This is a genomic window from Leucobacter sp. CX169, from assembly GCF_017161405.1.
Classification (GTDB): Bacteria; Actinomycetota; Actinomycetes; order Actinomycetales; family Microbacteriaceae; genus Cx-87.
Genome location: NZ_CP071051.1, coordinates 2,551,309 through 2,576,327 on the forward strand (window position 1 = coordinate 2,551,309; position 25,019 = coordinate 2,576,327).

23 protein-coding genes and 1 pseudogene are annotated in these 25,019 nt (G+C 67.5%); 8 read left to right on the top strand and 16 right to left on the bottom strand.

From position 1 onward, the window contains the following. Positions 1-93 precede the first annotated feature (93 nt). The 4 genes from JW030_RS11675 to mtrA form a co-directional block, all read right to left on the bottom strand. Complete coding sequence (locus JW030_RS11675) at positions 94-909, bottom strand: ComF family protein (protein WP_188045658.1); 816 nt, start codon at positions 907-909, stop codon at positions 94-96. A gap of 95 nt (positions 910-1,004) precedes the next feature. Next, entirely contained in the window at positions 1,005-2,714 is a 1,710-nt protein-coding gene (locus JW030_RS11680; protein ID WP_188045657.1) for a GerMN domain-containing protein, read from the bottom strand. Beyond that, the gene (gene mtrB, locus JW030_RS11685; protein ID WP_188045656.1) at positions 2,711-4,408 is read right to left on the bottom strand and encodes an MtrAB system histidine kinase MtrB; all 1,698 of its coding nucleotides are present in this window, start codon (positions 4,406-4,408) and stop codon (positions 2,711-2,713) included. The genes JW030_RS11680 and mtrB overlap by 4 nt, the downstream gene beginning before the upstream one ends. 11 nt (positions 4,409-4,419) lie before the next feature. Continuing rightward, positions 4,420-5,103 (bottom strand): MtrAB system response regulator MtrA, encoded by a 684-nt coding sequence (gene mtrA / locus JW030_RS11690; RefSeq protein ID WP_188045655.1) that lies wholly within the window; start codon positions 5,101-5,103, stop codon positions 4,420-4,422. Positions 5,104-5,187: 84 nt separating this feature from the next. Here mtrA and aqpZ point away from each other — a divergent pair, with 84 nt between their 5' ends. Further along, positions 5,188-5,934 (top strand): aquaporin Z, encoded by a 747-nt coding sequence (aqpZ, locus tag JW030_RS11695; protein WP_188045654.1) that lies wholly within the window; start codon positions 5,188-5,190, stop codon positions 5,932-5,934. A 277-nt stretch (positions 5,935-6,211) separates the two neighbouring features. Here the strand turns inward: aqpZ and JW030_RS11700 are convergent, their stop codons facing one another. Continuing rightward, positions 6,212-6,685 (bottom strand): hypothetical protein, encoded by a 474-nt coding sequence (locus JW030_RS11700; RefSeq protein WP_188045653.1) that lies wholly within the window; start codon positions 6,683-6,685, stop codon positions 6,212-6,214. Between the two features lie 71 nt (positions 6,686-6,756). On the opposite strand from JW030_RS11700, the gene JW030_RS11705 reads away from it, so the two are divergent. Beyond that, on the top strand, positions 6,757-7,011 hold the full coding sequence (locus JW030_RS11705) for a DUF3499 family protein (RefSeq protein ID WP_188045652.1): 255 nt from the start codon (positions 6,757-6,759) through the stop codon (positions 7,009-7,011). 40 nt (positions 7,012-7,051) lie between these two features. On the opposite strand, the gene JW030_RS11710 is transcribed toward JW030_RS11705, so the two are convergent. Then, positions 7,052-7,234 carry a hypothetical protein gene (locus tag JW030_RS11710; RefSeq protein WP_188045686.1) on the bottom strand — a complete coding sequence of 61 codons (183 nt, stop codon included), beginning with the start codon at positions 7,232-7,234 and terminating at the stop codon, positions 7,052-7,054. Between the two features lie 42 nt (positions 7,235-7,276). Between JW030_RS11710 and JW030_RS11715 the strand changes: the two are divergent. Continuing rightward, positions 7,277-7,666, top strand: a pseudogene (locus JW030_RS11715) (VOC family protein); the annotation flags it as partial. 64 nt (positions 7,667-7,730) lie between these two features. Here JW030_RS11715 and JW030_RS11720 read toward each other — a convergent pair. From JW030_RS11720 to manA, 4 genes are all read right to left on the bottom strand, one after another. Continuing rightward, positions 7,731-9,155: a DUF5719 family protein gene (locus tag JW030_RS11720; RefSeq protein WP_188045651.1), complete on the bottom strand. Its 1,425-nt coding sequence runs from the start codon at positions 9,153-9,155 to the stop codon at positions 7,731-7,733. After that, entirely contained in the window at positions 9,148-12,135 is a 2,988-nt protein-coding gene (locus tag JW030_RS11725; RefSeq protein WP_188045650.1) for a glycosyltransferase, read from the bottom strand. Before JW030_RS11725 ends, JW030_RS11720 begins: the two co-directional genes overlap by 8 nt. Positions 12,136-12,192: 57 nt before the next feature. After that, positions 12,193-12,504: a WhiB family transcriptional regulator gene (locus tag JW030_RS11730; RefSeq protein ID WP_188045649.1), complete on the bottom strand. Its 312-nt coding sequence runs from the start codon at positions 12,502-12,504 to the stop codon at positions 12,193-12,195. 124 nt (positions 12,505-12,628) lie between these two features. Beyond that, positions 12,629-13,966: a mannose-6-phosphate isomerase, class I gene (gene manA / locus JW030_RS11735; RefSeq protein WP_188045648.1), complete on the bottom strand. Its 1,338-nt coding sequence runs from the start codon at positions 13,964-13,966 to the stop codon at positions 12,629-12,631. Positions 13,967-14,030: 64 nt separating this feature from the next. Here manA and JW030_RS11740 point away from each other — a divergent pair, with 64 nt between their 5' ends. Next, entirely contained in the window at positions 14,031-15,416 is a 1,386-nt protein-coding gene (locus JW030_RS11740) for an O-antigen ligase (RefSeq protein WP_188045647.1), read from the top strand. Positions 15,417-15,492: 76 nt separating this feature from the next. Next, a complete protein-coding gene (locus JW030_RS11745) occupies positions 15,493-15,891 on the top strand; it encodes a hypothetical protein (protein ID WP_188045646.1) in 399 nt (132 codons plus the stop codon). Positions 15,892-15,907: 16 nt separating this feature from the next. Here JW030_RS11745 and JW030_RS11750 read toward each other — a convergent pair whose 3' ends face one another. The 3 genes from JW030_RS11750 to JW030_RS11760 are packed head-to-tail and all read right to left on the bottom strand — an operon-like array spanning position 15,908 to position 19,433. After that, on the bottom strand, positions 15,908-16,918 hold the full coding sequence (locus JW030_RS11750; RefSeq protein WP_188045645.1) for an ABC transporter permease: 1,011 nt from the start codon (positions 16,916-16,918) through the stop codon (positions 15,908-15,910). Positions 16,919-16,935: 17 nt separating this feature from the next. Beyond that, positions 16,936-18,411: an ATP-binding cassette domain-containing protein gene (locus JW030_RS11755; RefSeq protein ID WP_188045644.1), complete on the bottom strand. Its 1,476-nt coding sequence runs from the start codon at positions 18,409-18,411 to the stop codon at positions 16,936-16,938. A gap of 35 nt (positions 18,412-18,446) precedes the next feature. After that, positions 18,447-19,433, bottom strand: coding sequence for a substrate-binding domain-containing protein (locus JW030_RS11760; protein WP_188045643.1), 987 nt, complete (start codon positions 19,431-19,433; stop codon positions 18,447-18,449). Between the two features lie 252 nt (positions 19,434-19,685). Between JW030_RS11760 and JW030_RS11765 the strand changes: the two genes are divergently transcribed. After that, on the top strand, positions 19,686-20,822 hold the full coding sequence (locus JW030_RS11765; RefSeq protein WP_188045642.1) for a class II histone deacetylase: 1,137 nt from the start codon (positions 19,686-19,688) through the stop codon (positions 20,820-20,822). Here JW030_RS11765 and JW030_RS11770 read toward each other — a convergent pair. Beyond that, a complete protein-coding gene (locus JW030_RS11770) occupies positions 20,797-21,333 on the bottom strand; it encodes an Lrp/AsnC family transcriptional regulator (RefSeq protein ID WP_188045641.1) in 537 nt (178 codons plus the stop codon). The genes JW030_RS11765 and JW030_RS11770 overlap by 26 nt on opposite strands. Before the next feature lie 174 nt (positions 21,334-21,507). Between JW030_RS11770 and JW030_RS11775 the strand changes: the two genes are divergently transcribed. Further along, complete coding sequence (locus tag JW030_RS11775) at positions 21,508-22,293, top strand: hypothetical protein (RefSeq protein WP_188045640.1); 786 nt, start codon at positions 21,508-21,510, stop codon at positions 22,291-22,293. Positions 22,294-22,307: 14 nt separating this feature from the next. On the opposite strand, the gene JW030_RS11780 is transcribed toward JW030_RS11775, so the two are convergent. Next, positions 22,308-23,261 (bottom strand): Gfo/Idh/MocA family protein, encoded by a 954-nt coding sequence (locus JW030_RS11780; protein ID WP_188045639.1) that lies wholly within the window; start codon positions 23,259-23,261, stop codon positions 22,308-22,310. 154 nt (positions 23,262-23,415) lie between these two features. Here JW030_RS11780 and JW030_RS11785 point away from each other — a divergent pair, with 154 nt between their 5' ends. Further along, the gene (locus JW030_RS11785) at positions 23,416-24,318 is read left to right on the top strand and encodes a UDP-3-O-(3-hydroxymyristoyl)glucosamine N-acyltransferase (RefSeq protein ID WP_188045638.1); all 903 of its coding nucleotides are present in this window, start codon (positions 23,416-23,418) and stop codon (positions 24,316-24,318) included. A gap of 13 nt (positions 24,319-24,331) precedes the next feature. On the opposite strand, the gene JW030_RS11790 is transcribed toward JW030_RS11785, so the two are convergent. Further along, entirely contained in the window at positions 24,332-24,949 is a 618-nt protein-coding gene (locus tag JW030_RS11790; RefSeq protein WP_241095452.1) for a GCN5 family acetyltransferase, read from the bottom strand. Positions 24,950-25,019 lie beyond the last annotated feature (70 nt).

Below are 25,019 nucleotides of genomic sequence, written 5' to 3' on the forward strand. Positions count from 1 at the left end.
TCCTCATTCCGAAGGCGGGTTGCCCAAGAGGTGTGGGCGAACTTTCAGCGCCTTTCCCGCACCCTACTCGCTTGGACTGGGTGGGGGCTAGAACTACTTTCTCGGGGCGTGTCGCAGCGCCTGCGAGAGCGTCACGACGGCCACAATTTTGGCACCGTCGCGCGTCAGTACCGCGGCCGCTGCGGCCAGGGTTTCGCCCGTCGTTCGAACGTCGTCGAGCAGGACCACTTCCCGAGTTCGCACCCGCGACACCATCCGGGAACTCACGGCGATCTTTGCGGCGTTCCTGCGCCTCGCGCCTGCCCGCAGCCCCACCTGGCTCGTGCGTCCGGGCAGCGTGCGAAGCGCACGCCGCAGGACTGGCGTGCGCACACCGGTGGCGCCGAGCGCCCGTATCGCCTCGCGCCCCAGTATCTCGACGTGCCGATACCCGCGATCACGCACGCGTTCGGGCCGGGACGGGATGGGCACGACGAGTGGCGGGTCTGGCCCGTGTGCGAGTGCCAGCGCGCGCTCGAGCGGCACCGCAAGCACCCTCCCCAGGATCGGCGCGAGCGACGTCCGTCCCGCATGCTTGAACGGCACGAGGAGGTCGCGCAGGAGCCCCTCGTGGGCGCCAGCACCGAAGACCGGCGGGCCAGCCGCGGCCGGTTCCACGGCGGTCGGTTCCGAAGCGGCCGGCGCCCAGGCCGGCGACGCAGCGACATCAGCCGGCGGCGACGCGGCGTCAGCCGGCACCGCCACCTGCGGCGCTGCCGCATGCGCCTGTCGCAGCAGCCCCGCGAGACACGCGTCGCAGCACGCCCGATCAGGTCGTGCGCAGCCCGCGCACTCGACCGGCCAGACGAGCGCGGCGAGGTCGGCGGCGAGTTCGCGCAGCGCCCGCGGCAGCCGGAATGTCCAAGTCATACCCTCAGGCTGCCCGCACGCGCGAGCCGGTCGGCCTTCGAGCGCCGATCTGTGCACAACTTCGTCGTCTGCCCCTCTGTGAGGGAAAAGCCCCCCTACCCGCGCTTTGCGAGCAGTTCCACCCCGTTCGCCTGACGCTGCCAGCCACTGCCCTGCAACCCGAAGAGCGCGCCCTCCGCGTCCAGCACTCGCAGCTGCGAGCGCGACCCGGTCCCGGCGATGCTGACGCCCTCCGCGACCGATCCGGCCTCCACCGGGAAGAGCCCCGGGCCGCCGATCGTGACTCGCGCGACGCTGCCCACCTCAGTCAGCGTGACGAAGCGCGTCTCGTCCATCCAATCGAGATCGATCGGCGCGCCGGGCAGGAACATGCTCACGACTGCCGTCTCGGTGACGGCGATCGGGCGCCCCTCGCGGTCGCGCATAATCCCTCCGACGACCACCCCGCTGCTGTCTCCGTCGGCGACGAGGGCCGCGATTCGACTGCCATCGGGCGACACCCGCAACGCGCGCAGCGACAAGCCGTCGAGCCAGGGCACGGCGATCGAGACGGGGTCGCGTCCGATCCGGGTCGCCGTCACCGTGGTGGGGGTCGCCGACGAGCCGACCCAAACGTACTCGTAGCGGTCAACCGAAGGCGCGAGCACTCCGGGGCGGTCGTCCACCGGCACCGGCCCACCCGCCCCGAACACCGTCACACGGCCGTTTTCCAGCACGGCAGCGAGCACTGGCTCGTCCAGCGAGAGCGTGACGGCGCTCGGGTCGAGGGCCGCGATGGCATCGCCGATCCCCGGAAGCGGTTCAAACCCGGCAGTCGACAGGAACCCGAACCCGTCCTCGCCCATGATCACTGCCGAGAACTTCGACTTCGGCGCGCCGCTCACTGGCTGCGCCGCCACCGGCCCCTCGGCGAAGCCGGGGGTCTGATTCACCGAAATCGCGAACCCGGTGACGCCGCGCACTGATCGAAGGCTCGCCGCGAGTTGCGCGCTCATGAGTTCGCGGTCGGCCGCGTCAGCATTCTCGACCTCTCCCGACAGGTCGATCTTGGCAGTCCCTTCGACAATCGGCACCGCCTCGGCAGCGAGCACGGTGCCCGTCGGGAACCCGCTGCGCACGGCGCCCAAGAGCGGGTCAGCGGGGCCCGCAATGAGCTCAGCAACGATGTTGGTACTGGCGGTGGCCCGGCTGAGGAACCAGCGAGTATCGGGGACCAGCACCCCGGCGACATCCGCGAAATAGAGCTGATGCGGGGCCCATACCTCGGTGAAGATCGCTTGGTCAAGGATGATGCCGTTCGGCGCGGAAGAGATGCGCCACTCCCCATCCACCTGCACCACCTCGAAGCGAACATCGGTCGTCGGCCCCTCGGGCGTCGGGGTGAGCGTGCCGTGCTCATCGAGCAGCGCGGTCGCCGAGAGCGACAGGATGGCGACGCCCTCCACCGGTTCTCGGAAGGGCCGAGACCCCTCGTAGATAAACACCCCGGCGCTCGGGTCCCACTGCTCGGCGTAGTCCGGCGAGAGAAACTGGCGCGCGATCGCGTAATTGTCCGTGCTCGACGAGGCGGCGTCAACAAAGCCACCCACGATGTCCTTCGCTGACGCTCCCTCGACGGGCCGATTCGGGTTGAACAGCACCTGCTGATCGCTCTGTTCGAGGTCGGTCAGTCCGGCCGCGACTGGACCGCTCGAGGGCACTCCCTGGCAGCCCGCCAGCAGGATCCCTGCGGCAAGTAGGCCTGCGACGGCCCGGATCCTGCGCGAGATCGTCCGCCTGCCGGGGTGAGCGTGCATCGCAGTCATGATCGCCGCCGTTTCCCGAGATTGCGCATGGGGCGGCGCAACCAGCCGCCCGTGGACTGGGTGTCGCCCGCCGCCGTGAGGTGTTCGTCGGCGATGAGGGGTAGGGGCGACAGGAACGATGCCACGCCCTCGCTGCGGGGCAGCGTGAGCCGGAAGTTCGTGCCGACGCCGGCCTCGGACCACACCTCGAGCTGCCCGCCGTGCACCGCTGCGTCCTCGAGCGCGATCGCGAGGCCGAGGCCCGTGCCGCCGAGGGTGCGCTTGCGCGACGGGTCGGCCCGCCAGAACCGGTCGAAGACGTGCTCGGTGGCGTCGGCACTCATCCCGACGCCCCAGTCGCGCACGGTGAGCGCCACCGCGGACTGGTTCGAGTCGATCGTGACGACGACGGGGTTGCCCTCGCCGTGCTCGATCGCGTTGCCCACCAGGTTCGTGACGATGCGGCGGATGCGGCGCGGATCGACCTCGATGGGGGCGTACCCGCCCAGCGCGCGCACCTCGATGAGGCTCGGCGAGAGGGGCTGCAGCCCCTCGCACACCTCCTCCGTCAGGCGCACCAGATTGGTCTGCTCGGTCTCGAGCGTGACCCGCCCGGCGTCGTAGCGCGAGATCTCGAGGAGGTCGGTGAGCAACCGCTCGAAGCGGTCTACTTGCGTGCGCAGCAGCTCGACGGAGCGCGCCTGCGCCGGGTCCATGTCGGAGGCCTTCGCGCTGAGCACCTCGCTGGCCAGCCGGATCGTCGTGAGCGGGGTGCGCAGCTCGTGCGACACGTCCGACACGAAGCGCTGCTGCATCTCCGACAGCTCGTCGAGCTCGGCGATGCGCTGCTGCAGGGTGTCGGCCATGTGATTGAAGCTGTCCGAGAGCAGGTCGAACTGCTCGTCGTTCTGCCGCGGCATGCGTACCTGGGTCTCGCCCGCGGCGAGGCGCCGGCTCGTATCGGCGGCCGCCCTGATGGGCCGGAAGACGATGCGCGTCATGGTCCAGACGAGCACGCCGATCAGCAGCATGAGGATGACGGCGGTGATCATGAGCGTGCGCTGAATGAACTCGAGCGTGCTCTGGGTCTCGGCGAGGCTGTACCCGATGTAGAGGTCGTACGTGCCGGCCGCCCCCGGGAAGGTGAGGGTCGAGCCCACGATGATGCCGGGGCCCGGCTCCCCGGAGGGGGTGTCGAGCTCGACCGGCTGCCAGTACTGCGGCGCATCGCCGCTGTGTAGCGCCGTCGCCAGGTCGGGAGTGATGAGGTCGCCGAGCGCGATCTCGGTGCTGAAGTCCTGCGGCACCTCGGCGGTCGCGGTCTGGCCCGGCTGGCGCCTCACCGCGAACATCTGGCTCGACGTCGTGTCGCTCACCGCGCGCCGCATTGAGGTCATCAGCGCCGACAGCGTGCTGTGCTCACTCGCGTCCGACGCATCGAGCAGCTGCTGGGCCGAGACGGTCGCGCGCGCCGAGTCCTGCAGCACCTGGTCGCGACGGGCCGAGTAGAGGTCGTCGCCGATGCTCGTCAAGATGAAGGTGCCGGCGATCGCGATCATGACGCCGGTCACGAGGCCGGTGACCGCCATCGTGCGCAGCTTGAGCGACCGTCGCCAGCGCTCGCGAAACGGCCCGACCACCGGATTGGTCAGTTTGACGACGCGCAGCCACGCACGACGCAGCCAGAGCGCGAGCCTCGAGCGGCCGCGACTCACCGGCTTGCCGTTCAGTCAGTCACCGCGCCGGCGCGGTAGCCGACGCCGCGCACGGTGGTGACGATGGTGGGGTAGTCCGGGTCGAGCTCAACCTTGGCGCGCAGGCGCTGCACGTGGACGTTCACGAGACGGGTGTCGGCCTTGTACTGATAGCCCCACACCTTTTCGAGCAGCACCTCGCGGCTGAACACCTGCTGCGGCTTGCGGGCGAGAATGACGAGCAGATCGAACTCGAGCGGCGTGAGCGAGATCGGCTGCGCGCCGCGGCGCACCTCGTGCGCGGCGACGTCAATCGTCAGGTCGCCCACGCGAATGGTCTCGGGGAGATCCTGCTGGGGCTCGCGCAGGCGGGCCTTGATGCGGGCGGTCAGTTCCACCGGGTTGAACGGCTTGACGACGTAGTCATCAGCGCCCGCCTCAAGCCCGCGCACCACATCGGTGGTGTCGGTGCGGGCTGTGAGCATGATGATGGGCACCCCGGACTCGGCGCGAATGCGCTCGCAGACCTGGATCCCGTCGAGGCCCGGCAGCATGACGTCGAGCAGCACCAGGTCCGGGCGCCCCTCGCGGAAGACCTCGATGGCCTCCGCGCCGTCCCCCGAGAAGAAAGGCGTGAAGCCCTCGGCTTCAAGGACGATACCGATCATCTCGGCCAGGGCCTTGTCATCGTCGACGACCAGAATCCGTGCACTCATGCCTCCATTATGGTCACAGTCCGCCTTCCTCCCACTACCCTGAGAAACAGCACATAATACGTTCGACTTTTCGGAGGGGTTTCAATGTCGACATCCGTAGCAGTTCCCAGCACCGGAGCCCGCCTCGCGGCCGAGGCTGTAGGCACGTTCGTCCTCGTCTTTGCCGGCATCGGTGCCGCGCTCACGGCGGCCGGCTTCGCCGGTGAGCCCGGCAATCCCGTCAACATCGGGTTCCTCGGTGTCGCCCTCGCGGTCGGCGTCTCAGTCCTCACCGGCATCTACGCGTTTGGGTCCGTATCGGGCGCGCACTTCAACCCTGCCGTAACCTTCGGGCTCGCCGCCGCCGGTCGTTTCGCGTGGAAGGACGTCCTCAGCTACGTCGTCGCGCAGGTCATCGGCGGCACGATCGCCGCCGCGCTGCTCTTCGTCATCCTCGGCGACAGCCCGCAGGCCGGCAACCTCGGCAACTTCGCTTCGAACGGCTGGGGCGAGGCGTCGCCGGGCGGCTACGGCCTGCTCGCCGTGGCCCTCACCGAGCTGATCGCGACGGCCATCTTCGTCACGATCATCCTGGGCGCGACCTCGGACCGCGCCCCCGCGGGCTTCGCCGGCCTCGCGATCGGCCTCGGCCTGATGCTCGTGCTGCTCGTGTCGATCCCCGTCTCGAACGGCTCGATCAACCCGGCTCGCTCGATCGCGACCGCGGTCTTCGGTGGCGGCGAGGCCCTCACTCAGCTCTGGGCATTCATCGTGTTCCCGATCCTGGGCGGCCTCATCGCCGGCTTCGCCTTCGGCCCGCTGTTCAACGGCACCAAGAAGGTTGCTGCCTAAACTGCCTCACCCACTCGCGGGCGCGGACCTTTCGGGGTGCGCGCCCGCGAGTGCGTTCGGGGCCCAATAGGCCCGGCAGGATCCTGCCGCCGTGGCCGCCGCAGTCGCAGTTCCTGAAGCAATCCCACTTCACGGAGCCGAAACACCCCGTCTGCGGCTCCGTTACGTGGGATCCCTCCGTTATGTGCGGTGAGATGAGATGAGGTGCGGTGAGTGATGAGGCGCGGCGAGTGATGAGGCGCGGCGCACCACCGCCGAAGTCAACGCGCGAGCGCGCTTAGAAGTGGTCGAACCGCCCCGGCAGCAATTCCCACGGGTCGCGGTCGAGGAACTCGGCGATTGCCCGGTACACGCAGTGCTCCACGAACATGAGGCGGTGCTCGTCGTCGTCGACGTGGAGCCCGCGGGCACGCTGGATCGGCAGCCGATAGAGCAGGATCGTCCGAGCGTCGCGGTCGACGGTCCAGAAGAGGGGCTCGTCACCGTCGCCAAGCTCGCGCGGCACCGACACAAAGCTCACGCTGACGCCCTGCAGGTCGGCGGGGAACGCCGCGAAGAGGAGGTCGAGGGCGCCACGCGCCTGCCGCTCGAACCGGGTGATGCGGGCGTCGGGGTTCGCGAGCCCCGGGCCGGTGATCGAGGATCGCGGCTCGCGGCGTCCGTGCCGACGGGAGGCGCGCCCGGCCGACCCGCCAGCGCCGCCGCTCACGGGCCCTGCATCGTGCCCACGCGTGCGGCCTCGTCCAAACATGTCGCCAGTCTACCGGCGCCCACACGGCGCGGGAACGGGCCGTGAACGGGCGGTTCGAATAGCCTGGATATATGCCTGCGCTACCCGCTCCCGCCGTCGATCGCCGCTGCGCGAAGCCCGCCTGCCAGCGGATCGCCGCCGCGACCTTGACGATGGATTACGCCTCGCGCATCGTCGCGCTCGGCCCGCTGAGTCCGGAGCGCACGCCCGATGGCCAGGATCTCTGCGCGGTGCACCACGACCGCCTCACTCCGCCCGGCGGCTGGGAGCTCATCCGTCACGACGGCCGGCGCGCGGCGCACGCGGCCGAAACGCTGTCCGCCTAGTTCGGCGCCCCGCAACGCGGCACCCGGCAGGATCCTGCCCCTACCCAACGTGCACCCAAGGCCGACGCTCGATGTCGGGCTCGGCCTCGCGCAGCACTTCGCGCGTGAGCGTCGCGATCTGGCCCTCACCGAAGAGGAAGAACTTGGCGGGGTTGTCGGTGGCGAGCCGTATGCTTGCCGCACCGGTCCCCGCAGTCCGCCCGGAACGTGTCAACGAAGTCACTGAAAGGAACACCCTCATGTCCGCACAGCTGCCACCTATCTCTCCTTCCGCGGCAACGCACGCGAGGCGCTCGAGTTCTATCAGTCGGTACTCGGCGGCGAGCTGAACATCATGCGCTACGACTCCATCCCCGGCATGATGGGCGAGGGTGACGAAGGCGACAAAGTGATGCACGGGCAACTCGACACTGCGGACGGCTTCACGCTCATGGCGGCAGACATGCCGGCGAGCATGGCCGACTCCCCCGACTCGGCCGCCGGCGGCTCGTCGGTCTGCGTTTTTGGTCCTGACCTCGAGCACCTCACCCAGATCTGGAACGCCCACGCCGAGGGCGCGGAGATCCGCGAGCCCTTCGCGACGGCGCCCTGGGGCGACACCTTCGGCGACCTGCGCGACCGCTTCGGCATCACCTGGATGGTGAGCGCGGGCTAGGTGGGCTTCGCCGGGTCGATGCCCCGCGGGCGCGCGGGGAAATCCCGCGCCGCCCGCACCCCGGCTAACGCGGGTAGACCGTCAGAGTGCTCGCGCGCTCGCGCGGCGGCTCGATGGAGTACGTGGCGATCCCCGGTCCTTCAACCATCGTGATGGCGGCGTAAATCGGCGCGTCGCTGACGATGGTCAGGGCCCGTCCGCGCTCCACCGGCACCTCGACTGCGGCCCCCGCGGGCACCCGCACCAGGGTCGGCTTGGCGAGTCCGAGCAGCCCGGCATCGGGCTGACGCGACACCGCGACCTCCACCTCGGTGGTTCCGGTGTTGAGCAACGTCATCGAGACCCCGGGGGCGTTCACGACCGGAACCGCGGCGGTGACGCCCGCTGCGATCACGCCAGCGGGCGAGAACCATGCGAGGTCGTGCGCACGACCAACGACAGCCGTGCCGCGCACGCCACCGACGACGGGGACATCGGCGGTGACGACAATCCCGCTAAACGTCGCGTCCCAATGTTCGATCACCGTCTCGCTGACCACCCCGGCCGTCAGCGTCGCCTTCCCGACCACCGTCGACGACCCATCAGCGTCGACCGCCCGGATCTCGGCGGTGCCGTCGGCGCTGCCCGGCGCGAGCACGCGCACCGTGACGGGGAACTCGTCCATGTCGTGCGCGTCGGTCGCCGTCTGTGCGTCGTCGCTCGTGCGCGTCACACCGGGGAACGCCAACACCTCGGTGGGCGAGAACTGCGCCATCACGGTGTCGACTCCCACGGGGGTGATGTCGCGCGTCTGTGCGACGCCGAGGGTGGCGGTGACCGCGGCCCCGGTGCTCAGCACGCGCGCGGCGAGCTGGGCGCGATCGGGGGCGTAGCCGTTGAGCGAGACGGTGCGTTGACTTCCGGCCGGTACGAGCACCCCCGCGGTCTGCACCTCGTCGACCGGGCCCGCCTCGTCGAAGAGCGAGATGCGAACGGTCGCGGCGACGTCCCCGGGGTTGCCCACCGTCAGGGTGGTCGCGGTGCCGAGACGTGTGTCGCCGCCGACGAGCCACTGCTCGTTGGCGGGCTCGCCGCAGGCGCTGGCGGCGATGCCTGCGAGGCTCTCGGTGTCGATGCGCTGCACCTGGGCCGCCGCGAGCAGTTCGTCCGCGGACGCCGCGGTGAGGACGGTGGCTGCGTTGTCGCCAGCCTCGGTCGTCAGGGTGCGGGTCTCGCCGGGCTCGCCGGCGACGCTCAGCTCTGCCGCGCCCGTGGGCAGCGAGGCGCCGGGGCGAGTGGGGTCGACGCCGAGCTCCATGAAGGGTCCGGCGCAACTCAGGTCGCGCCCCGCGCCCTGCGAGGTGTCGACGGTCATCGCGACCGCGCCGCGAGAGATGGTCGGCAGCGTGATCGTGCCCACGGCGACGACGGCGCCCACCGCGACGACCGTGATGGCCAGTCCGACGACGGCTCGCCCACTCGCGCGAAGCCACTGTGGTCGCTCACTCATGGTCGGCTCCCTTCGAGTCGGTACGGTTCTCAGTCATGGGGGTGGGTGCGGACGTGGCCGAGGCTCCAGGATCGCCCTGGGCCTCATCCGCACTGACGCTGGCGCTGGCGCTGGCGCTCGCTGCCTCGGCCGGCGCCACAGCACCGCCGCCCGGGTCGCCTTTTCGGGGACGCCGCGGGCGCCGCTCAGGGCGTTCCACGATGTCACCTGTGGGCAGCGCGAGCAGCACCATCGCAGCGAGCATCGCGATCTGGGCCCACCAGAACGGCATCGCGATCAGGGGCGCACGGGCATCCACGTTCTCGGCGACGGGCTCAGCGGGCACTTCGACCCGCCACAGCAGGCCGGAATCAGTCTCTCCGGCGCTCGACAGCGCCGCGTTCTGATCGAGCGCGCCCTGCAGCGTGCCGCGCTCGAGCTCGGCGGCACCGTCCGAGATGTCGTCGTTCTGGAGCAGCACGACGAACTCGATCCGTTCGGCGGCCAGCGCATCGCGCAGGTCCTCTCCGCCGGTGCTGGCGAGCTGGCCAACGACGGTCGCGATCCTCTGCTCTTCCGCGGACAGGGTGGGCTGCACACGGGCGGTGCGCACCGTGTCGAGCCGGGTGCCCGATCCGCGCTCGATCTCGGCGTGGACCGCGTGCTCGCCGACCGCGCTGAGCACGAGGGTGCCGATCTCGGGGTCGAGGTTGCCTGCCGCCTCGACGAGCGCCGGCAGTCGCCCCGAGCCGGGCTGCACGGCGGACTGCTTGAGCAGCAGGTGGGCGGCGACGGGCAGCACCGCGAGGACGGCGCCGATGGCGGCGACCGCGACGAGCGGCGCGGCGGCCTTGCGCAGCACGCTCACCCCCGAGGCGGCGAGGGTTGCGAGGCCGATCCAGAAGAGGGCGATACCGGATCCGGTCCAGATCGAGAGCGGCTCGGCGCCGACCGAGGTGAGCTGCACCTGCGCCGAGGCGATCGCGGTCGCGAGGCCGAGGCCGGCGGCCAGGGCGCCAAAGACGCTGACCCGCACCGGGGCCGTGTACAGGCCGAGCGCCGCGAGCAACGCGAGCGGAGCCATCAGGAGACCGACCAGCAGGGTCGTGGGCGCGTTGCCGAGCCCGATCATCGAGAGCAACGGCGCCCAGCCGTGCAGCCCGAACTCGGGGAACCCGATCATCAGGTGCCAGGGGTTTCCGGGCGTAAACGCGGGGCTGAGGCCGGGGTCGAGCAGCAAGTCGAGCGGTCGACCCGTGCGGATCGCGTGCAGGGCAAGCGGCGCAAACAGCGCGAGGGGGACGAGCGCGATCGAGAACACCTTGCTCAACCCGCGCGGCGAGGTGCAGGCCCCGACGATCAGCAGCACAATGGCGGCGGGGATGAGCGCGGGCGCGCAGGCGAGCACGACGCCGGCGAGCAGCGAGGCCGAGCCGGCCCAGCTCCACGATTCACGTGCGCGCGACGCGGCAATCAGCAGCCACGGCAGCGCGATGACCACGATCACCGTGGGCAGTCGGCCAGCGTCGAGCGAGCCGAGCAGCACGGGGCTCAGGGCCCAGGCCCCCGCGCCGATCGCGCGACCAGCGGGGTGCTCGGTAACGCGGGCGGCCCAGTGCCAGCCGCCGAACGCGGCAAGCGGAATCGAGAGCGCGAGCAGTAGCACGATCGACAGGCTCGGGTTCCAGAACGTGAGCGTGCCGAGCGTCGCCAGCACCCATGCGTACGGGTCGGCCGGGCCCTCGGCGGTCCACTGCGTGTTCCGCCACAGCTCAGCGACGCTGTCGCTCAGCGGGGCGATGCCGCCGCCGCTCACGACGTCGGTGCCCAGCAGCCACCAGAACAGGGCCGCGGCGGCGACCAGGGCGCCCAGCAGCACACCGAGCCCTCCGGTCGAGACGAAGTGCAGCTCGGGGCGGGTGCGGCCCTGGGCCGCGCGCAGCGCCTCGCGATCGATCATGCGCGCGGTGCGCACCGACTTCGGGTCGACACGCAGGGGGCGTACGGCGTCCCAGCCGACCGACCGATCCTGTTTGATTCGGTGCCGCGCGCGCGCGACCGCCCCGGGGCGGAAGAACACCCGGAGGGCGGCGGAGAGCTCGCCCAGCATGTTGCCGGGCTGCTCACGCAGCAGCGCCCACACCATGCGCAAGACCCCGATGAACGGCAACGCAATCCAATAGAACGGCACGAGCGCGGCGGGCGCGTAGGCGAGGCGGCGGTGCAGGGCGGAGGTGCGGGCCTGCCGGTGAGCGGTGCGGAGGACGGATCGGCGCCGATCGATGTGCGGGCCGGCGACGCCGATTTGCGCGAAGCGGATGCGCGAGTGCGGGGCGACGATGACGCGGAACCCGGCCAGGCGGGCGCGCACGCTGAGGTCGAGCCCGTCGTCATAGACGGCGAGGGCAGGGTCAAAACCGCCGAGGCGCATCCACACGTCTTGGCGCACGAGCATGCCGACGGGGCCCACGCCCAGAGTGTCCTGCAGGTGGTCGTACTGCTCTTGATCAAGTTCTTGCCGACGCAACTTCCAACGGCTGCCCGTGCGGGTGAGGCTCTGCCCGAGCTCGATGATGCGCTCGGGGTGTTCCCAGTCGACGAGCTTCGGCCCGGCAATCGCGACCGATGGGGAGCGCTGCACCGCGGCGATGATGTTCGCGAGCGCCTGGGGCTCGGGCGCCGAGTCCTCGCTCAAGAGCCAGATCCAGTCGCTCTCGGAGGGTGAACCGGCCTGGTGCGGGGCTCCCGCAGCGGGGGGCGCGCCGACCGCGGCGGCGACGCCGAGTGCGACGGCCCGACCAAAGGACAGCTTGCTGCCGGTCGAGACCACCCCATCGACCGCGGCCGCGTTCAAGCGGGCGGCGAGGGCGTCCCCGCCACCGTTGTCGACCGCGATGATGCGGTCGGGGCGGCGGGTTTGGGCCGCGAGCGCCGCAAGGGTCTCGTCGAGCCAGTGGCTGCCGCGCTGTGCGACCAGGATGGCGGTTACTCGTGTAGGCATAGCGCCTTCACCCTAAGCGCCGACACCGCGGCGAAACCGACGGCGTGCCGGGAAGCGTTAGATCGCCTCGCGGCGGAGCTTGCGGCGTTCGCGTTCGGAGAGGCCGCCCCAGATGCCGAACCGCTCGTCATTCGCGAGCGCGTAGTCGAGGCATTCGGATCGCACTTCGCAGCCCTCGCAGATGCGCTTGGCCTCGCGGGTCGAACCGCCCTTTTCAGGAAAGAACGCCTCGGGGTCGGTCTGCGCGCAGAGCGCGTCGCCCTGCCAGGAGAGCGCTTCGTCGTCGATCTCGGGTCGACGCACACCGGGAACGCCGAGTGCGACCGGATCGACAAACCAGTTTGAGGGGACGGGGTGCTGCTGAGTCATGCGGTCCTTTTCCTCTCATCTGGCACATTCCGCCGGTCTGGCGAATCGGCTCCTGCTAATTACACCCGTGTGATTCGCTCAAGTCAAGCCGGGGATCGTAAACCCTCAAGTGCGGGTTGAGGATTCACGACACGCTGAGGCTCGAATTTCGGTCCGGCCAGCCCTCGCCCACGGTCGCCAAAAACGCCTCGCCGGCCCCCGTGAGCACGATGGGCTCGCCCGCCGAAATGTAGAGGGACTGGCCTCGGCGCACGCCCGCGACCTCTTGATAGGTGTCGCTGTCGCGCTCGACCCGGATGCGACCAGCGGTCGCGACGAGCACCAGCGGGTAGGGCGCCTCGATCGAGATCGACTCGGCGCAGCCGCCCAAGCCGCGTTCGCCGCTCTCCCCAACACGGGCCCGCATCAGGCGAAAATCCGGCACGGGAGGTTGCCAGACGACCAGGCCACGCACCGAGCTCTCCCCCTCGATTCGCGGGGACTCCAGTCGATCGGCGTCCATCACGCGGGAGAGTTCGTCAATGTCGACGAGCTTTTCGGTGAGCCCCGCGCGCAGCACGTTGTCGGACGCGGCCATCACCTCGACGCCGATGCCGCCCAGGTAGGCGTGCAGTTGCCGGGGTTCCAAAAACAGGGCCTCTCCCGGTTCGAGGCGCACGAGGTGCAACAGCATGGAGATCAGGATCCCGGCGTCGCCCGGGTGAGTCTGGTGGATGGTCGCGATCGCCGAGACCCGCTCGGGGTCGATGTCGAGCACCGGCGCGCCCTCGTCGCTGGCCCCCTCCGGCTCCGCGATCCTGCCCATCGCCCGCTCGCTCGCTGCGGCGAGCGCGACCGTGGTCTTCCAAACGACCGCCGACACATCCGGGTCGGCGTCGAACATCCAGGCGAGCGCCTGTCGCCGTGCGCCGGCCGCGTCGCCGCGCCCGTGCAGGCGTTCGGCGAAGGCGGCCAGCAGGTCTCGCCCCTCGCCCGGCGAAAGTACGAGGGCGAGCGCGTGGAGGTCGCGTCGCACGTCGCGCAGGCGCCGAAACCCGCAGAGCGCGTTCACTCCGTGGCCGAGGGCGACGAGCATTTCGGGCTTGTGGTTCGCGTCTCGGTAGCGGCGTTCGCGGGCGTCGACCGGCACGCCGTCGGCGTCCTCTGCGGCGAAACCGCGCGCGGCCTGCTCGAGGTTCGGGTGCACCTGCAGGGAAAGCGGTTGGCCGATGCCCAATATCTTCAACAAGAACGGGAGGTGCGCACCGTCGACGCCGTACCGTTCGGGGTCGCTCTCGATCAAGTCGATCAGCGTGTGCACGACGGGGTTCGCGTTCGCCACCTGGGCGGGGCTGCCCGGGTGCGCGCCGAGCCAAAGCTCGGCCTGGGGCTCGCCCGTGGGCGCCACTCCCAGAATTTCGGGCAGCGCGTTTGCCGACCCCCACGCATACCGCAGCGGGGTGTTCTCGATGAAGACCAGCACTCGCGCTCCCGGACTTGGCAATGCCTCGCAATTTCAGCGCGTGGCCACGGCCTACACTACCCGTATGGCGGATTCGAAGACCCGACTGGGACTGAGTGCATACGCGGGCACCGTCTTCTTTGTCACCCTCGGCGGCAACGGCGTGCGCAACGCCCTCGGCTGGCCCGGTTTCCTCGCGGTAGGCGTCGCTCTGGTCGGCGTCGGGCTCTGGATCATGATCGCCCGCAAGCCCGAACGTTTTCGCTGGTATCGACTGCCGGCACCCCTGACCCTGTTTCTCGCGCTCGCGCTCGTTTCGGTGGCGTGGTCTGCGTATCGTCCTGAGACGCTGCTCGGTAATCTTGCGCAGCTCTCGACCACGCTGCTGGCCCTCGTGCTGGCCTTCACGCTGACCTGGCACGAGGTGCTGCGCACCCTCGGTACCGCCCTGCGCTTCCTGCTCGGCCTCTCGCTGCTCTTCGAACTCTGGGTCGCGATCTTTGTGCGCGAGCCGCTCCTGCCGTGGTGGATGGACGCGCCCGAGGGCAAGGTGTCCCCGCTGCTCTATTGGAGTCGCGACCTGTTGTTCAGCGGCGGCCCCATCCAGGGCCTCGTCGCGAGCTCCGTCCTGCTCGGCTTCCTCGGCCTGCTCGGCGTCATCGTGTTTGCCGTGCAGCTGCGCGCCGGGCTCGTGCGCCCCGCCGCTGGCTGGTTCTGGCTGGCGATCGCATTCCTCACCATCGCGCTCACCCGCGGAGCCACCGTCACGGTCGCCCTCGCCGCGGTCGTCGTCACCCTGCTCTTCGCGCTCTGGGCGAGGCGGATCGGCCCCGAGCGACGGGTACCCCTCTACGCGACCGGCACCGCCCTCATCGTCATCGCTGGCGCCGCAACGATTTTCGCGCGCGACTTCGTATTCGGGCTGCTCGGCAAGAGCGGCGACCTCACGGGCCGCATGGAAACCTGGCAGAAGGTCGCGGACCTCGCGGCCCAGAAGCCGTGGTTCGGCTGGGGCTGGGTCAGCTACTGGGCACCCTGGGCGGAACCGTTCAAGAGCCTCGACAAGAAGGTCGGCATCCAGGTGATGAGCGCGCACAACGCGTGGCTCGATGTCTGGCTCCAGCTCGGCATCGTCGGGCTGGTCCTGTTCGCCATTCTGGTGTTCCTGACCATGTGGCGCGTCTGGTTCCGCGCCATCGACCAGCCGCGGCGTGGCCACGGCGCCCCGCTGCCCTACGCCACGTCGGCGCTGTTCCCGTTCCTCATCGTGATCGCCTTGCTGGTGCAGTCGCTCACCGAGAGCAGGATCCTGGTGGAGGGCGGTTGGCTGTTGCTCGTCCTCTTCGCGGTGAAGTCAAAGACCGACTACGAGGTGCCCTCACAGCTCGGCGAACCGCAGGCATTGCCGTGGCGGCGCGTGCCCCTCAGTCGCGACAGTCGCCCCACTGCTGGCAACCACTCCGTCAGATAATTGCCCGCGGCCGCTCAGCAGAGGCGTGACAAGATAGAGCCCACTGCCACCGCGCGATCGAACGGCCACGGAATCCATGCACCTCACCACCCAGCGTCTCCTCGAGCTTCGCGCTGATGCGCGCCTCGAGCGAACCACGATGATGGAAACCCGGGGACGCCACGGAGAAGACCCGGCGGTCTCGATGGAGCAGATGTCGAGCATCGACGGGATTGTGGTGCTCAATTTGCGCGACGAGCTGCTCGAGCAGGACGGGAAGCTCGCCGAGTTCAACATCACACGGCTCATGGGCCGCGTCCCGGGGCCCGACGGCGAGAAGTATGCGCACATGGCCGATCAGGTCGAGTTCGAGATCCTGCGCGAGATCGCGCTGGACTGCCCGCCGCTGACGCAGGCCGTGTGGGAGCTCGCGGGCAGGTTGCGTGTGGTCGGCGCCCAGACGGAGCCCGAGGCAGGGGCCGAGGCACAGCGCTAGCGCCCCGGCCCTCCCGCTATGCGGCGGGGACCGGATCCGGTTCCGTCACCGCTTTCTTGCCGAGCCTCGCCCACGACTTTCGAATCATCTTCTGAATCGAGCTGTCGAGCGCAACCGCGACGATGAGGGTCGCACCGACCAGGATGGTCTGCAGGAATGGCGACGCCTGCATGAAGACGAGGCCAGCGCGCAGCACGCGGAAGAAGAGCAGGCCCGCGACGACACCGCTGATGCGCCCGACGCCACCCTCGAACGCGACGCCGCCGAGCAGCACCACGGTCAGCGCCTCGAGCTCGAGGCCGCTGCCAATGTTCGGGTTTGCCGACTGCACCTTCGCCGAGAGCATCATGCCGGCCAGCGCCGCGAACGCGCCGCTCGCGACGAAGAGCAGAAAGCGCGAGCGCTCGACGCGCACGCCCATCAGGCGCGCGGCACGCTGGTTGCCGCCGATGGCCTTGATCTCTTTGCCGAACTTCGTGTGGTTCAAGACGTACCAGCCAAGTGCGACGACAATCACGAGCAGGACAATCTGAATTGGCACGGGGCCGACCTTCATGGTGCCGATCGCGCGGAAGCTCTCGGGGAGGTCCGAGCGGGGAATCGTGCGCCCGCCCGACATCATGAGGGCGAAGCCTCCCCAGACGCTCAGGGCTCCCAGGGTGACCACAAACGAGTTCAGCCCGAGGTACGAGATGAGGAAGCCATTGAGCGCGCCGGCGACGATGCCGGTGGCGATCGCCGCGGCGAAGCCGAGCAGGGCCGATCCGGTGCTCGCCATCGTCAGGCCACCCATGACCCCCGCTGCGGAGGCAATCGAGCCGACGGACAGATCGATCGTGCCGGACATGATGAGGAAGGCCGCGGGGATCGCGATGAGCCCGAGCTCCGCGGCCTGCATCAGGATGCTCTGGCCGTTCGCGAAGGTGAAGAAGTTGGGGCGCAGGATGGAAAAGACCGCGATCAGCACGACCAGCGCGAGGAAGATGCCGTTCTTGGCGGCGAAGATCTTGAGGCGTTCGGTGTTCATCAGGGTGTGTCTTTCTGTCAAGAGCGGGCGGTGACGCCGAGCGAAAGGAGTGAGGCGAGCAGTTCCTCGTTGAAGGCGGCCGAGCGGGGGAGCTCGCTGAGGCTGTCGCCGAGCAGCGTGTAGGCGCGATCGCACATCGAGGCGATTTCGTCAGACTCGCTCGAGGCGACGATGACCGCGGCGCCCCGGCTGGCCGCCGCTCTCGCGGCCTCGACGATGTCGAGTTTGGCGCCGACGTCGACGCCCTGCGTCGGCTGGGCAAGGATCAGGAGGGTGGGTTCGGAGGGGTAGAGCCAGCGAGCGAGCAGGTGCTTTTGCCGGTTGCCGCCCGAGAACTGCGAGACCTCGGCCTCGCCGAGCGGGCCGCGAATGTCGAGCGCCTCGCGGGCCTTCGCGTAGACCTCGGCGCCGGACTTCGCCGACACCCACCAGCCGCGGGCGCGAGTGGCGCCGTACCAGGGCAGCATCACGTTGTCGATGGCGGTCTCCGAGCCGATCAACCCCTCGGTGTCGCGGTCCGGCGGCACATAGAACACGTGCTGGGCGATGGCATCCGCCGGGCTCGAGAACCGTGCGGGCGTGCCGCACAGCTCGTACTCCAGCGCATCCTTGGCCGCGGCGCCCGCGAGTTGCGCGGCGAGGTGGAACTGCTCGCCGCCGGCCATGCCGAAGAGCCCGACGACCTCGCCCGAGCGGGCCGTGATCGGGCCGCCCGGCGTATCGACGCGCAGGATCTCGGCCCCGGGGGCCACGTGCTCGAAGTCGAGCGAGCGCAGGTCGGGGACGAGCGCCTCGGCGAGTTTCGCCGGAGTGAAGTCGGTCGATGGCGCGTCCACGACGAGCCTGCCGCCGCGCAGCACCACGACGCGCGTGCAGACCTCCATGATGTCGGGCAGGCGGTGTGACACGTACAGCACGGCGACCCCCTCTGCCGCGAAGCGCTGGATGAGCGCGTGCAGCGCGTCCGTCTCGGCCTTGCCCAGCGCTGCGGTGGGTTCGTCGAGCAGCAACACCTTCATCTCGCCCGCAAGCATGCCGCGCGCGAGGTCGACGAGCTGGCGCTCGCCCAGGCTCAGCGCCTCGACCGGCATGTCCAAGGGCAGGTCGGCCCCCACTGCGCGAAGCGCCTCCCCCGCCCGCTCCCGACGCTCCGCGGAACGCAGCGTGGGGCGGGCGAGGAAGAGGTTCTCCAACACGGACATGTTCGGAGCCAGCGCGGGTTCCTGGTAGATCACGGTGATGCCGTGCTGCGCGGCGACCCGCGGGCTCAGCTTGCCCGACACCGGCACCCCATCGATCGAATAGCCACCGCTCGTTGCCTCGATCACCCCGGTGGTGACGTTGAAGAGCGTGCTCTTCCCGGCACCGTTGTGGCCGAGCAGGCCGACGATCTCGCCGGGCTTCACTGCGAAGGAGACATCTTCCAACGCGCGCGTCGCCCCAAAGTCGACCGTGATGCCATCAAACGCGATTCGCTCTGCTGCGTGCACCATCGTGATCCCTTCGATACTTCCCGATACTCCCGCTACTACTGGTTCGCCAGCAAGAACTTATCGGCGTTCTCGCTGGTCACGAGGGTCACGTCGACGATCTTGTTCTCAAGGGGCTTGCCCTCAGCCGCGTCAATGAGCATCTGCGCGTTCGCCTCGGCGATGCCGCGTGCGGGCGCGAGGTAGATGAAGCGCCAGAAGGAGTTCTTTTCCTTGACGATCTCGAGCTCGGCATCGGTCCCGTCAAGGTTGGCCAGCAGAATCCCGTCGTCGGTCGGCGAGACGCCTGAGTCGATGAGCGCCTGGTAGGCACCGAGCGCCGGGTCGTTCGCGATTGCGAGCCAGACCTTGGTGTTCGGGAAGGCGTTCAGCTGGTTCTGAGCCGCGGCGTAGCCGTCATCGAGATTCAGCACCGACTGCTCGTTGATGTTCAGGTTGAGACCTGCAGCGTCGAGGGCTTCCATCATGCCCTCGCCGCGCAGGCGACCCAGGTCGGTGTCGGGGTACCCGAGGAAGGCGACGTCGACCTGCTCGTCGCCGTACTTCTCCTTGATCCACTTCGCGGCTTCCTCGCCCGCCTTCGTGCCGTCGGCCTTGTGGTCGAGTGCCACCGAAGCCTTCACGCCGTCCCAGGTGCTGCCGTAACCGAGCACCGGAATGCCGGCGTCGCTCGCCTGCTGGGTGACGGCGACCAGCGCGTCCGACTGGACGGGGTAGCCCATGATGGCCTTGATATCGCCGCGGACGAGCCAGGACTCCCAGTCCTGAACCTGGGTCTGGGCATTCCACTTCGGATCGTCAGTGACGAACTCGTAGCCGGCGTCGGTAACGACCGTCTCCATGAACGGGAGCATGTCGTTCCAGATCTGGATGTCGAGGCCGGCAAAGCTCATGGCCACGGCGCCCTTCGACGCGGCCGCGCCGTCGCCGCTGCCCGAGTCTGCACTCGAGGCGCAGCCGCCGAGGGCGAGCGCTGCCGCCGAAGTGAGGGCGATTGCGCCCAAGACTTTACGCATGCGATTCATCTCAATGACTCCTTTGTCTGTGATGGGTGGCTGCCCGGCAGCCAACCTGGGGCGATTCGTGCAGCGTTGACCATACGAACACAGTCAACGTCGTTTAGTCAACAATTCTCCAACTTCAATGTTGATTCGTTACTTTCTCCACCAAAACACTCGTGAATTGTTAACAGATCTGGGTTATCGTTGCACCCACCGGCGGCCCGCCATTTGGCTGGGTCGCGGAAAATCGACACATTTCTTGGGAAGGACCTCGCAATGACGCGAAAGACTGGCTACATCTGGCACGAGCAGTACGCCTGGCACGACACCGGCACGCACGCGGGAGTATTCCCCTCCGGCGGGCACGTCCAGCCGCTCGCCAACTTCGAGAGCCCAGAGTCAAAAGCCCGCATGGCAAGTCTGGTCGAGGTCTCGGGCATGATCAACAACCTGACCCGCATCAAGGCCACCCCGGTCACCGATGAGGACCTGCTGCGCGTGCACACCCCCGAGCACATCGAGCGCATTCGTACCCAGTCCGACACGACGGGAGGCGACGCCGGTGACGGCTTCTCCCCCTTCGGCCGCGGTTCGTTTGAGCTCGCAAAGCTCGCAGCGGGCGGCACGCTCGCCGCCGCTGAGGCAGTGCTGGCCGGCGAGGTCGACAACGCATACGCGCTCGTGCGCCCGCCCGGGCACCACGCCGAGCCCGACCAGGGGCGCGGATACTGCCTGTTTGCCAACGTCCCCGTCACCATCGAGTCGCTGCGCGCCCGCGGCCTCGTGCAGCGAGTCGCGATCTTTGACTACGACGTGCACCACGGCAACGGCGCGCAAAAGATCTACTGGGAAGACCCGAACGTGCTCACCATCTCGGTGCACCAGGATCGCCTCTTCCCGGTCGACTCGGGCATGGCAGACGAGCAGGGCGGTGGCGCCGGCCTCGGCACCAACATCAACATCCCGCTGCCCGCGGGCTCAGGCGACGGCGCCTACTGGTCGGTTGTCGAAGAGGTGGTGGCCCCGGCAATTCGCGCGTTCCAGCCCGACCTCATCATCGTCTCGAGCGGCTTTGACCCGTCGGCGATGGACCCGCTCGGGCGCATGAGCGTCACCTCGGGCGGCTTCCGCGGCATGGCCGAGCGCCTCGTGGGACTCGCCGCCGACGTCTGTGACGGGAAGATCATCTTCTCGCACGAGGGCGGGTACTCCCCCGTACATGTGCCGTTCTGCGGCATCGCGGTCCTTGAAGCTTTGAGCGGCGTCGAGTCGGGCGTGCAGGATCCCGTGAACATCACCGTCGGCCAGTCGCCAACTCGCGAGATCCTGGCGCACCAGACGGAGGTCATTCAGCAGTCGGCCGAACTCGCCCGAGCGCTTGGACTCGTTATAGCGGACCAGTCGCCCCGGTAAGCGGGAAGATCGGCCGGTGCGTGTGCACTGAGTCGTAGACGAACGTCTCGATCCTGGACACCCCGGGCACCTCACGAATCTCGCGATTGATCAGCGAGAAGAGGGCCTGGGGTGTTTCTGCGTACACCTCGGCCAGGATACTGAAACTGCCTGAGCCCAGCACCACGTAGCGCACTCCGTCGTACTCGCTGAGCTGATCGGCGACCGCGTCGATGTTGCCAGAGACCTCGATCTGCAGGCTCGCGACCGACTGCAGCCCGACTGCGTACGGGTTCGTGATGCCGATGACCTTGACGACCCGGTTTTCTTCCAGTCGCTTCACCCGGGCGCGGGCGCCACCAGGTGTCAGCCCGACGGCGGCGGCGAGGTCGGCGTAGCTTGTCCGACCGTCGCGTTCGAGCACCGAGAGCAGCTGCTCATCGATGTCGTCGAGCGTGATGAAGGTCCGCTGGCCCACGGTCCAGCCAAGGTGGTTTGCTTCATCGTTGTTGCTCTTGCGGTTCTGCCCCATGCACGCAGTATTGCAGGTGCGTGGGGCAGCGGCCTAGACGGACTGCAGGAGGTTGCGCAGCCCCAGAAGGGTTCTGCGCTGGTGTAGGCTCAGCGAAAATCGCTCAATCGGGCCCACAAATTGGATCCAATCGCACTGTAGACCGCGGAAAGATCCTCTGAGGAGACTGCCGCAGTGAACAGGCCACCATCACCTTTGCAGCACCTGCGGATTTTGGCGCTGGCCGCCGCCGCGCTCTGCCTTGCCGCCTGTAGCGCAATCGACACGGCACGCGTTGTCGATTCTCCCGCCAGTAGGCCCGCATCGACCAGCGATCTTTTGGGGCGATGGCAAGCACTCAAGCCCGCAAATCAAGATGCATTCGTCGAGTTCGCCGAGCACGGACTTTGGTTCGCTTCCGACGGCTGTAACAGGACCGACGGCCACTGGAAGGTCAGTGAGGACGGCAATTTTGAGACGGGAGGGGGCGGCGCCATGACGCAGGTAGGGTGCAACAACGTCGACATCCCTTGGTCCGTTCACAGCGCAACCTCTGCGATCCTCGAGGCAGATGGGAGCGTTGTTTTCTCAGACGACGCTGGCTCCGAAATGACACTTGTCCACACCAGTACTGACGCAGTATCGCTTGTTGGCAGATGGGCTGGTCCGGCGTCAAGCACAGCGGTCACCCTGATTGATTTCAAGGCTGATGGGACCTGGGCCAGTACCTTCGGATGCAGCCAGTACATAGGCACCTGGAAAATTGAGTCGGGTCTGCTCTCAATCGGCCCTGAACCCGCCTCAGATCAGCCGATCTGTTTGGATGAAGCAGAAAGCACGGAAGATTTCCCTTTCAGCTACGACACGGACTTTCAAGTCGGCCTCGTAGATGCAAACATGTTTTCAGTGCGACAAAGCCCACTGTTAGACCCCGGCACTCCAACAATCACGTTTGTCCGGGCCGCGGAGTCATCTCAATAGCCGGCCTAGCGACGCTATTTCTTCGCGAGCGCAGCAGCGATGATGCGGTGCGCTGGCAAGATGCTGCGGCGCTCCTCGTCCATGTCGACACGGCCCGCGACGAGGTCCACAAAGTGGTCAAACTGGGCGGCGAGCGGCTCGGCGCCTGAGACTTCAGGCACCTCCATCTCGGTCATCTGTTTGAATCCCACCTTGTCGCCCGTGCTCTCGATGTTGGCGTGGCGGTACTTGGTCACACCGCGCAGTAGCAAGTCGATCTCAATCATCGAGTCGAGCGACTGAATGGTCATCTTGCGCACCTTGCGCTGGCCAATGCGGCTGGCTGAGGCAGAAGCGATACCACCGCCCGGGAAGCGAAGCGTCATGTCGATGACGTCTTCCGCGCCGGGCATCGATTCCGGGTGAAAGAACCCCAGCTCCGCGCTCACAGCGTCGGGCAAAGCTGCGCCAAACACGTTGGAGATGAGGTCCGCATCGTGCACCAACATGTCCCACGCAACGCCGGTCTTGATCCGAGCCCAGTATGGAGAGTGCCGCTCGGCACGCACGTACACCGGCTCGTCGATCATCGACTTCGCGGCAAGCACACCAGCGTTGAAGCGTTCGAGAAATCCGCACTGCACCGGAACGCCCCGTTTCTCGGCGATGGCCAGGATCTCTTCGGTCTGCTCAAGCGATGGGCAAATCGGCTTCTCAATGAGCACCGGCACCCCCGCGTCGAGAATCTCTCGCGCAATGTCGTAGTGGTACTCAGTCGACGCCGCGACGACGACCGCGTCAGCCTTCTTGAGCGCCTCCGCTGCACCGGCAAACCACTCGCCGCCAAACTGCTCGGTTGCCGCGCGGCCATTCGCCTCGAATGGATCAACAATTCCGACGAGGTTGGCTCGCGAAGATGCTGCAATGATGCGGGCGTGGTTGCGCCCCATGGCACCGGCTCCGAAGAGTACAACGTTCGGGTTAGCCATGATTCTCCTCCGTGGGGCGTGGTGCACCGACAAGATTTCCTGTAGCGCAATCGTCACAAGCTTAGAACGTCGCGACGGGGCGGGTCCTCCTCGACAATCATTCGGAGGTCAAATGTCTCCCCGACAGTGAACCTCAGCCCGTTACAGTGAGGACATGACAGATTTAAGCGCGAAGTCTCTCGCAACTCATTTCGGGGCAAGCCTTATCGGCCCAGACCTAGAGATCACAATCCCGGCGCCGCTCCTGGACGCTCACGAAAGCGCACTTACTTTTGTCGGCGATACCGAGAGGTTCGCGGAGCCGTTGCTGAATGCGTTGAACATCGGCGCGATCGTATTTGCGCCGTTGGGCACGCAGCTTCCGAGCAACGCGACGGGCGCGTTGATTTTGGTGGATAACCCTCGCGCATCGTTTGGGCTAGCCGTCGCGAACCATTTTGCGCCTCAGCCTGATGCCGGCATTTCCGATACTGCCCGCGTGCACTCGACCGCGTCAGTCCACGAGACTGCGTCCATTGGCGAGTACACCGTGATCCGTGCCGGCGCCGTCGTCGAGGCGCATGCCGAGATTCGGGATCACGTGGTGATTGGTCGCAATGTCGTGGTTGGGGCCCACTCGCTCATCAAGAGTCAGGCTGTTGTCGGCGAAGAGGGCTTCGGCATCGAGAAGGATGCCGATGGAAACAATTTTCACGTGCCGCACATCGGGTCAGTCCGCCTCGGGACCTACACAGAGGTGGGAAACTTCACGACGGTGTGCTCAGGAACTCTCGCCCCCACAGTCGTCGGCGATTACACAAAAATTGACGACCATGTACATATCGCCCACAACTGTCAAATCGGCAAGAACGTCATCATTACTGCGTGTGCAGAGATATCGGGCAGCGTGACTATCGAGGACGAAGTGTGGATCGGACCGAACGCTTCAGTGATTCAGGGACTCACCCTGGGCAAAGATTCCTTGCTCGGGATCGGCGCCGTTGCGCTGAAATCTATTCCCGAGAACGAGGTTCGTGTCGGAAATCCCGCGAAGCGTCTCGGGGACAACAAAAAGTAACGAACGAACGCTTCTAGTAGTTCTCCGCGGGGACCTTCTCGAACCACCAGAAGGGGTGCGTGAGCACCTGCATGAGCGGCTCTTTCCCTACCCACATGCCGAAGTGACCCTCACGCCAACGGCCGCTTGAATCGCTCAAGTACTTCATGTTCGGCATCATGAACCGCTCTTCATAGGCGTGATAGTCGACAGAGTCTGACCATCGATCCTTGAGCGCATTTGCAAAGTCCATACCACCCATGCGGGCTGGCTCGTGTGAGCTGAATCCGCCCAATGGCCGACCCACCGCGGCTTCAAAAACGGCCCGTTGCCGCTCCGCCCACTCAAAGTTGTCTCCCCCGAGCCAATCACTCAGCCCGCCCTCGAGATGCAGCTGCACCTCGTGTCCAAGCGCTTCAATCTCTTGGACAATGCGCAATGACGGAAGGCTCATCAGGTTGTAGCCGCGCGCGTGCACCCGCAAGAAGAACGTCGAAGTGCATCCGGCCGCAGCATCAACCTCAGCGACCCGCATCGCCTGTTCAATGGTGTTGTCGATGTCGTGCCGAAGGATCATGTGCAGCCCCTGCGGAGACTCCAGGTATTCCTGAAAACTCGTGACCAGGTATCCGGCCTCTTTATACGCGGTCAACGTTTCGGAGTAGGACCTCAGTGAGTAGTCATGCTGCTCAGGCGTAATCATTCTGGCTCTTCCCCTCAAG

Excerpts from the sequence above, each read along its gene's own strand:
- JW030_RS11680 (WP_188045657.1), bottom strand. The coding sequence starts at position 2,714 with ATGACTGCGATGCACGCTCACCCCGGCAGGCGGACGATCTCGCGCAGG.
- JW030_RS11675 (WP_188045658.1), bottom strand. The coding sequence starts at position 909 with ATGACTTGGACATTCCGGCTGCCGCGGGCGCTGCGCGAACTCGCCGCC.
- JW030_RS11705 (WP_188045652.1), top strand. The coding sequence starts at position 6,757 with ATGCCTGCGCTACCCGCTCCCGCCGTCGATCGCCGCTGCGCGAAGCCC.
- JW030_RS11745 (WP_188045646.1), top strand. The coding sequence starts at position 15,493 with ATGCACCTCACCACCCAGCGTCTCCTCGAGCTTCGCGCTGATGCGCGC.
- mtrA (WP_188045655.1), bottom strand. The coding sequence starts at position 5,103 with ATGAGTGCACGGATTCTGGTCGTCGACGATGACAAGGCCCTGGCCGAG.
- JW030_RS11785 (WP_188045638.1), top strand. The coding sequence starts at position 23,416 with ATGACAGATTTAAGCGCGAAGTCTCTCGCAACTCATTTCGGGGCAAGC.
- JW030_RS11770 (WP_188045641.1), bottom strand. The coding sequence starts at position 21,333 with ATGGGGCAGAACCGCAAGAGCAACAACGATGAAGCAAACCACCTTGGC.
- JW030_RS11755 (WP_188045644.1), bottom strand. The coding sequence starts at position 18,411 with ATGGTGCACGCAGCAGAGCGAATCGCGTTTGATGGCATCACGGTCGAC.
- JW030_RS11760 (WP_188045643.1), bottom strand. The coding sequence starts at position 19,433 with ATGAATCGCATGCGTAAAGTCTTGGGCGCAATCGCCCTCACTTCGGCG.
- JW030_RS11700 (WP_188045653.1), bottom strand. The coding sequence starts at position 6,685 with ATGTTTGGACGAGGCCGCACGCGTGGGCACGATGCAGGGCCCGTGAGC.
- JW030_RS11730 (WP_188045649.1), bottom strand. The coding sequence starts at position 12,504 with ATGACTCAGCAGCACCCCGTCCCCTCAAACTGGTTTGTCGATCCGGTC.
- JW030_RS11740 (WP_188045647.1), top strand. The coding sequence starts at position 14,031 with ATGGCGGATTCGAAGACCCGACTGGGACTGAGTGCATACGCGGGCACC.
- JW030_RS11750 (WP_188045645.1), bottom strand. The coding sequence starts at position 16,918 with ATGAACACCGAACGCCTCAAGATCTTCGCCGCCAAGAACGGCATCTTC.
- JW030_RS11765 (WP_188045642.1), top strand. The coding sequence starts at position 19,686 with ATGACGCGAAAGACTGGCTACATCTGGCACGAGCAGTACGCCTGGCAC.
- JW030_RS11720 (WP_188045651.1), bottom strand. The coding sequence starts at position 9,155 with ATGAGTGAGCGACCACAGTGGCTTCGCGCGAGTGGGCGAGCCGTCGTC.
- aqpZ (WP_188045654.1), top strand. The coding sequence starts at position 5,188 with ATGTCGACATCCGTAGCAGTTCCCAGCACCGGAGCCCGCCTCGCGGCC.
- JW030_RS11725 (WP_188045650.1), bottom strand. The coding sequence starts at position 12,135 with ATGCCTACACGAGTAACCGCCATCCTGGTCGCACAGCGCGGCAGCCAC.
- JW030_RS11780 (WP_188045639.1), bottom strand. The coding sequence starts at position 23,261 with ATGGCTAACCCGAACGTTGTACTCTTCGGAGCCGGTGCCATGGGGCGC.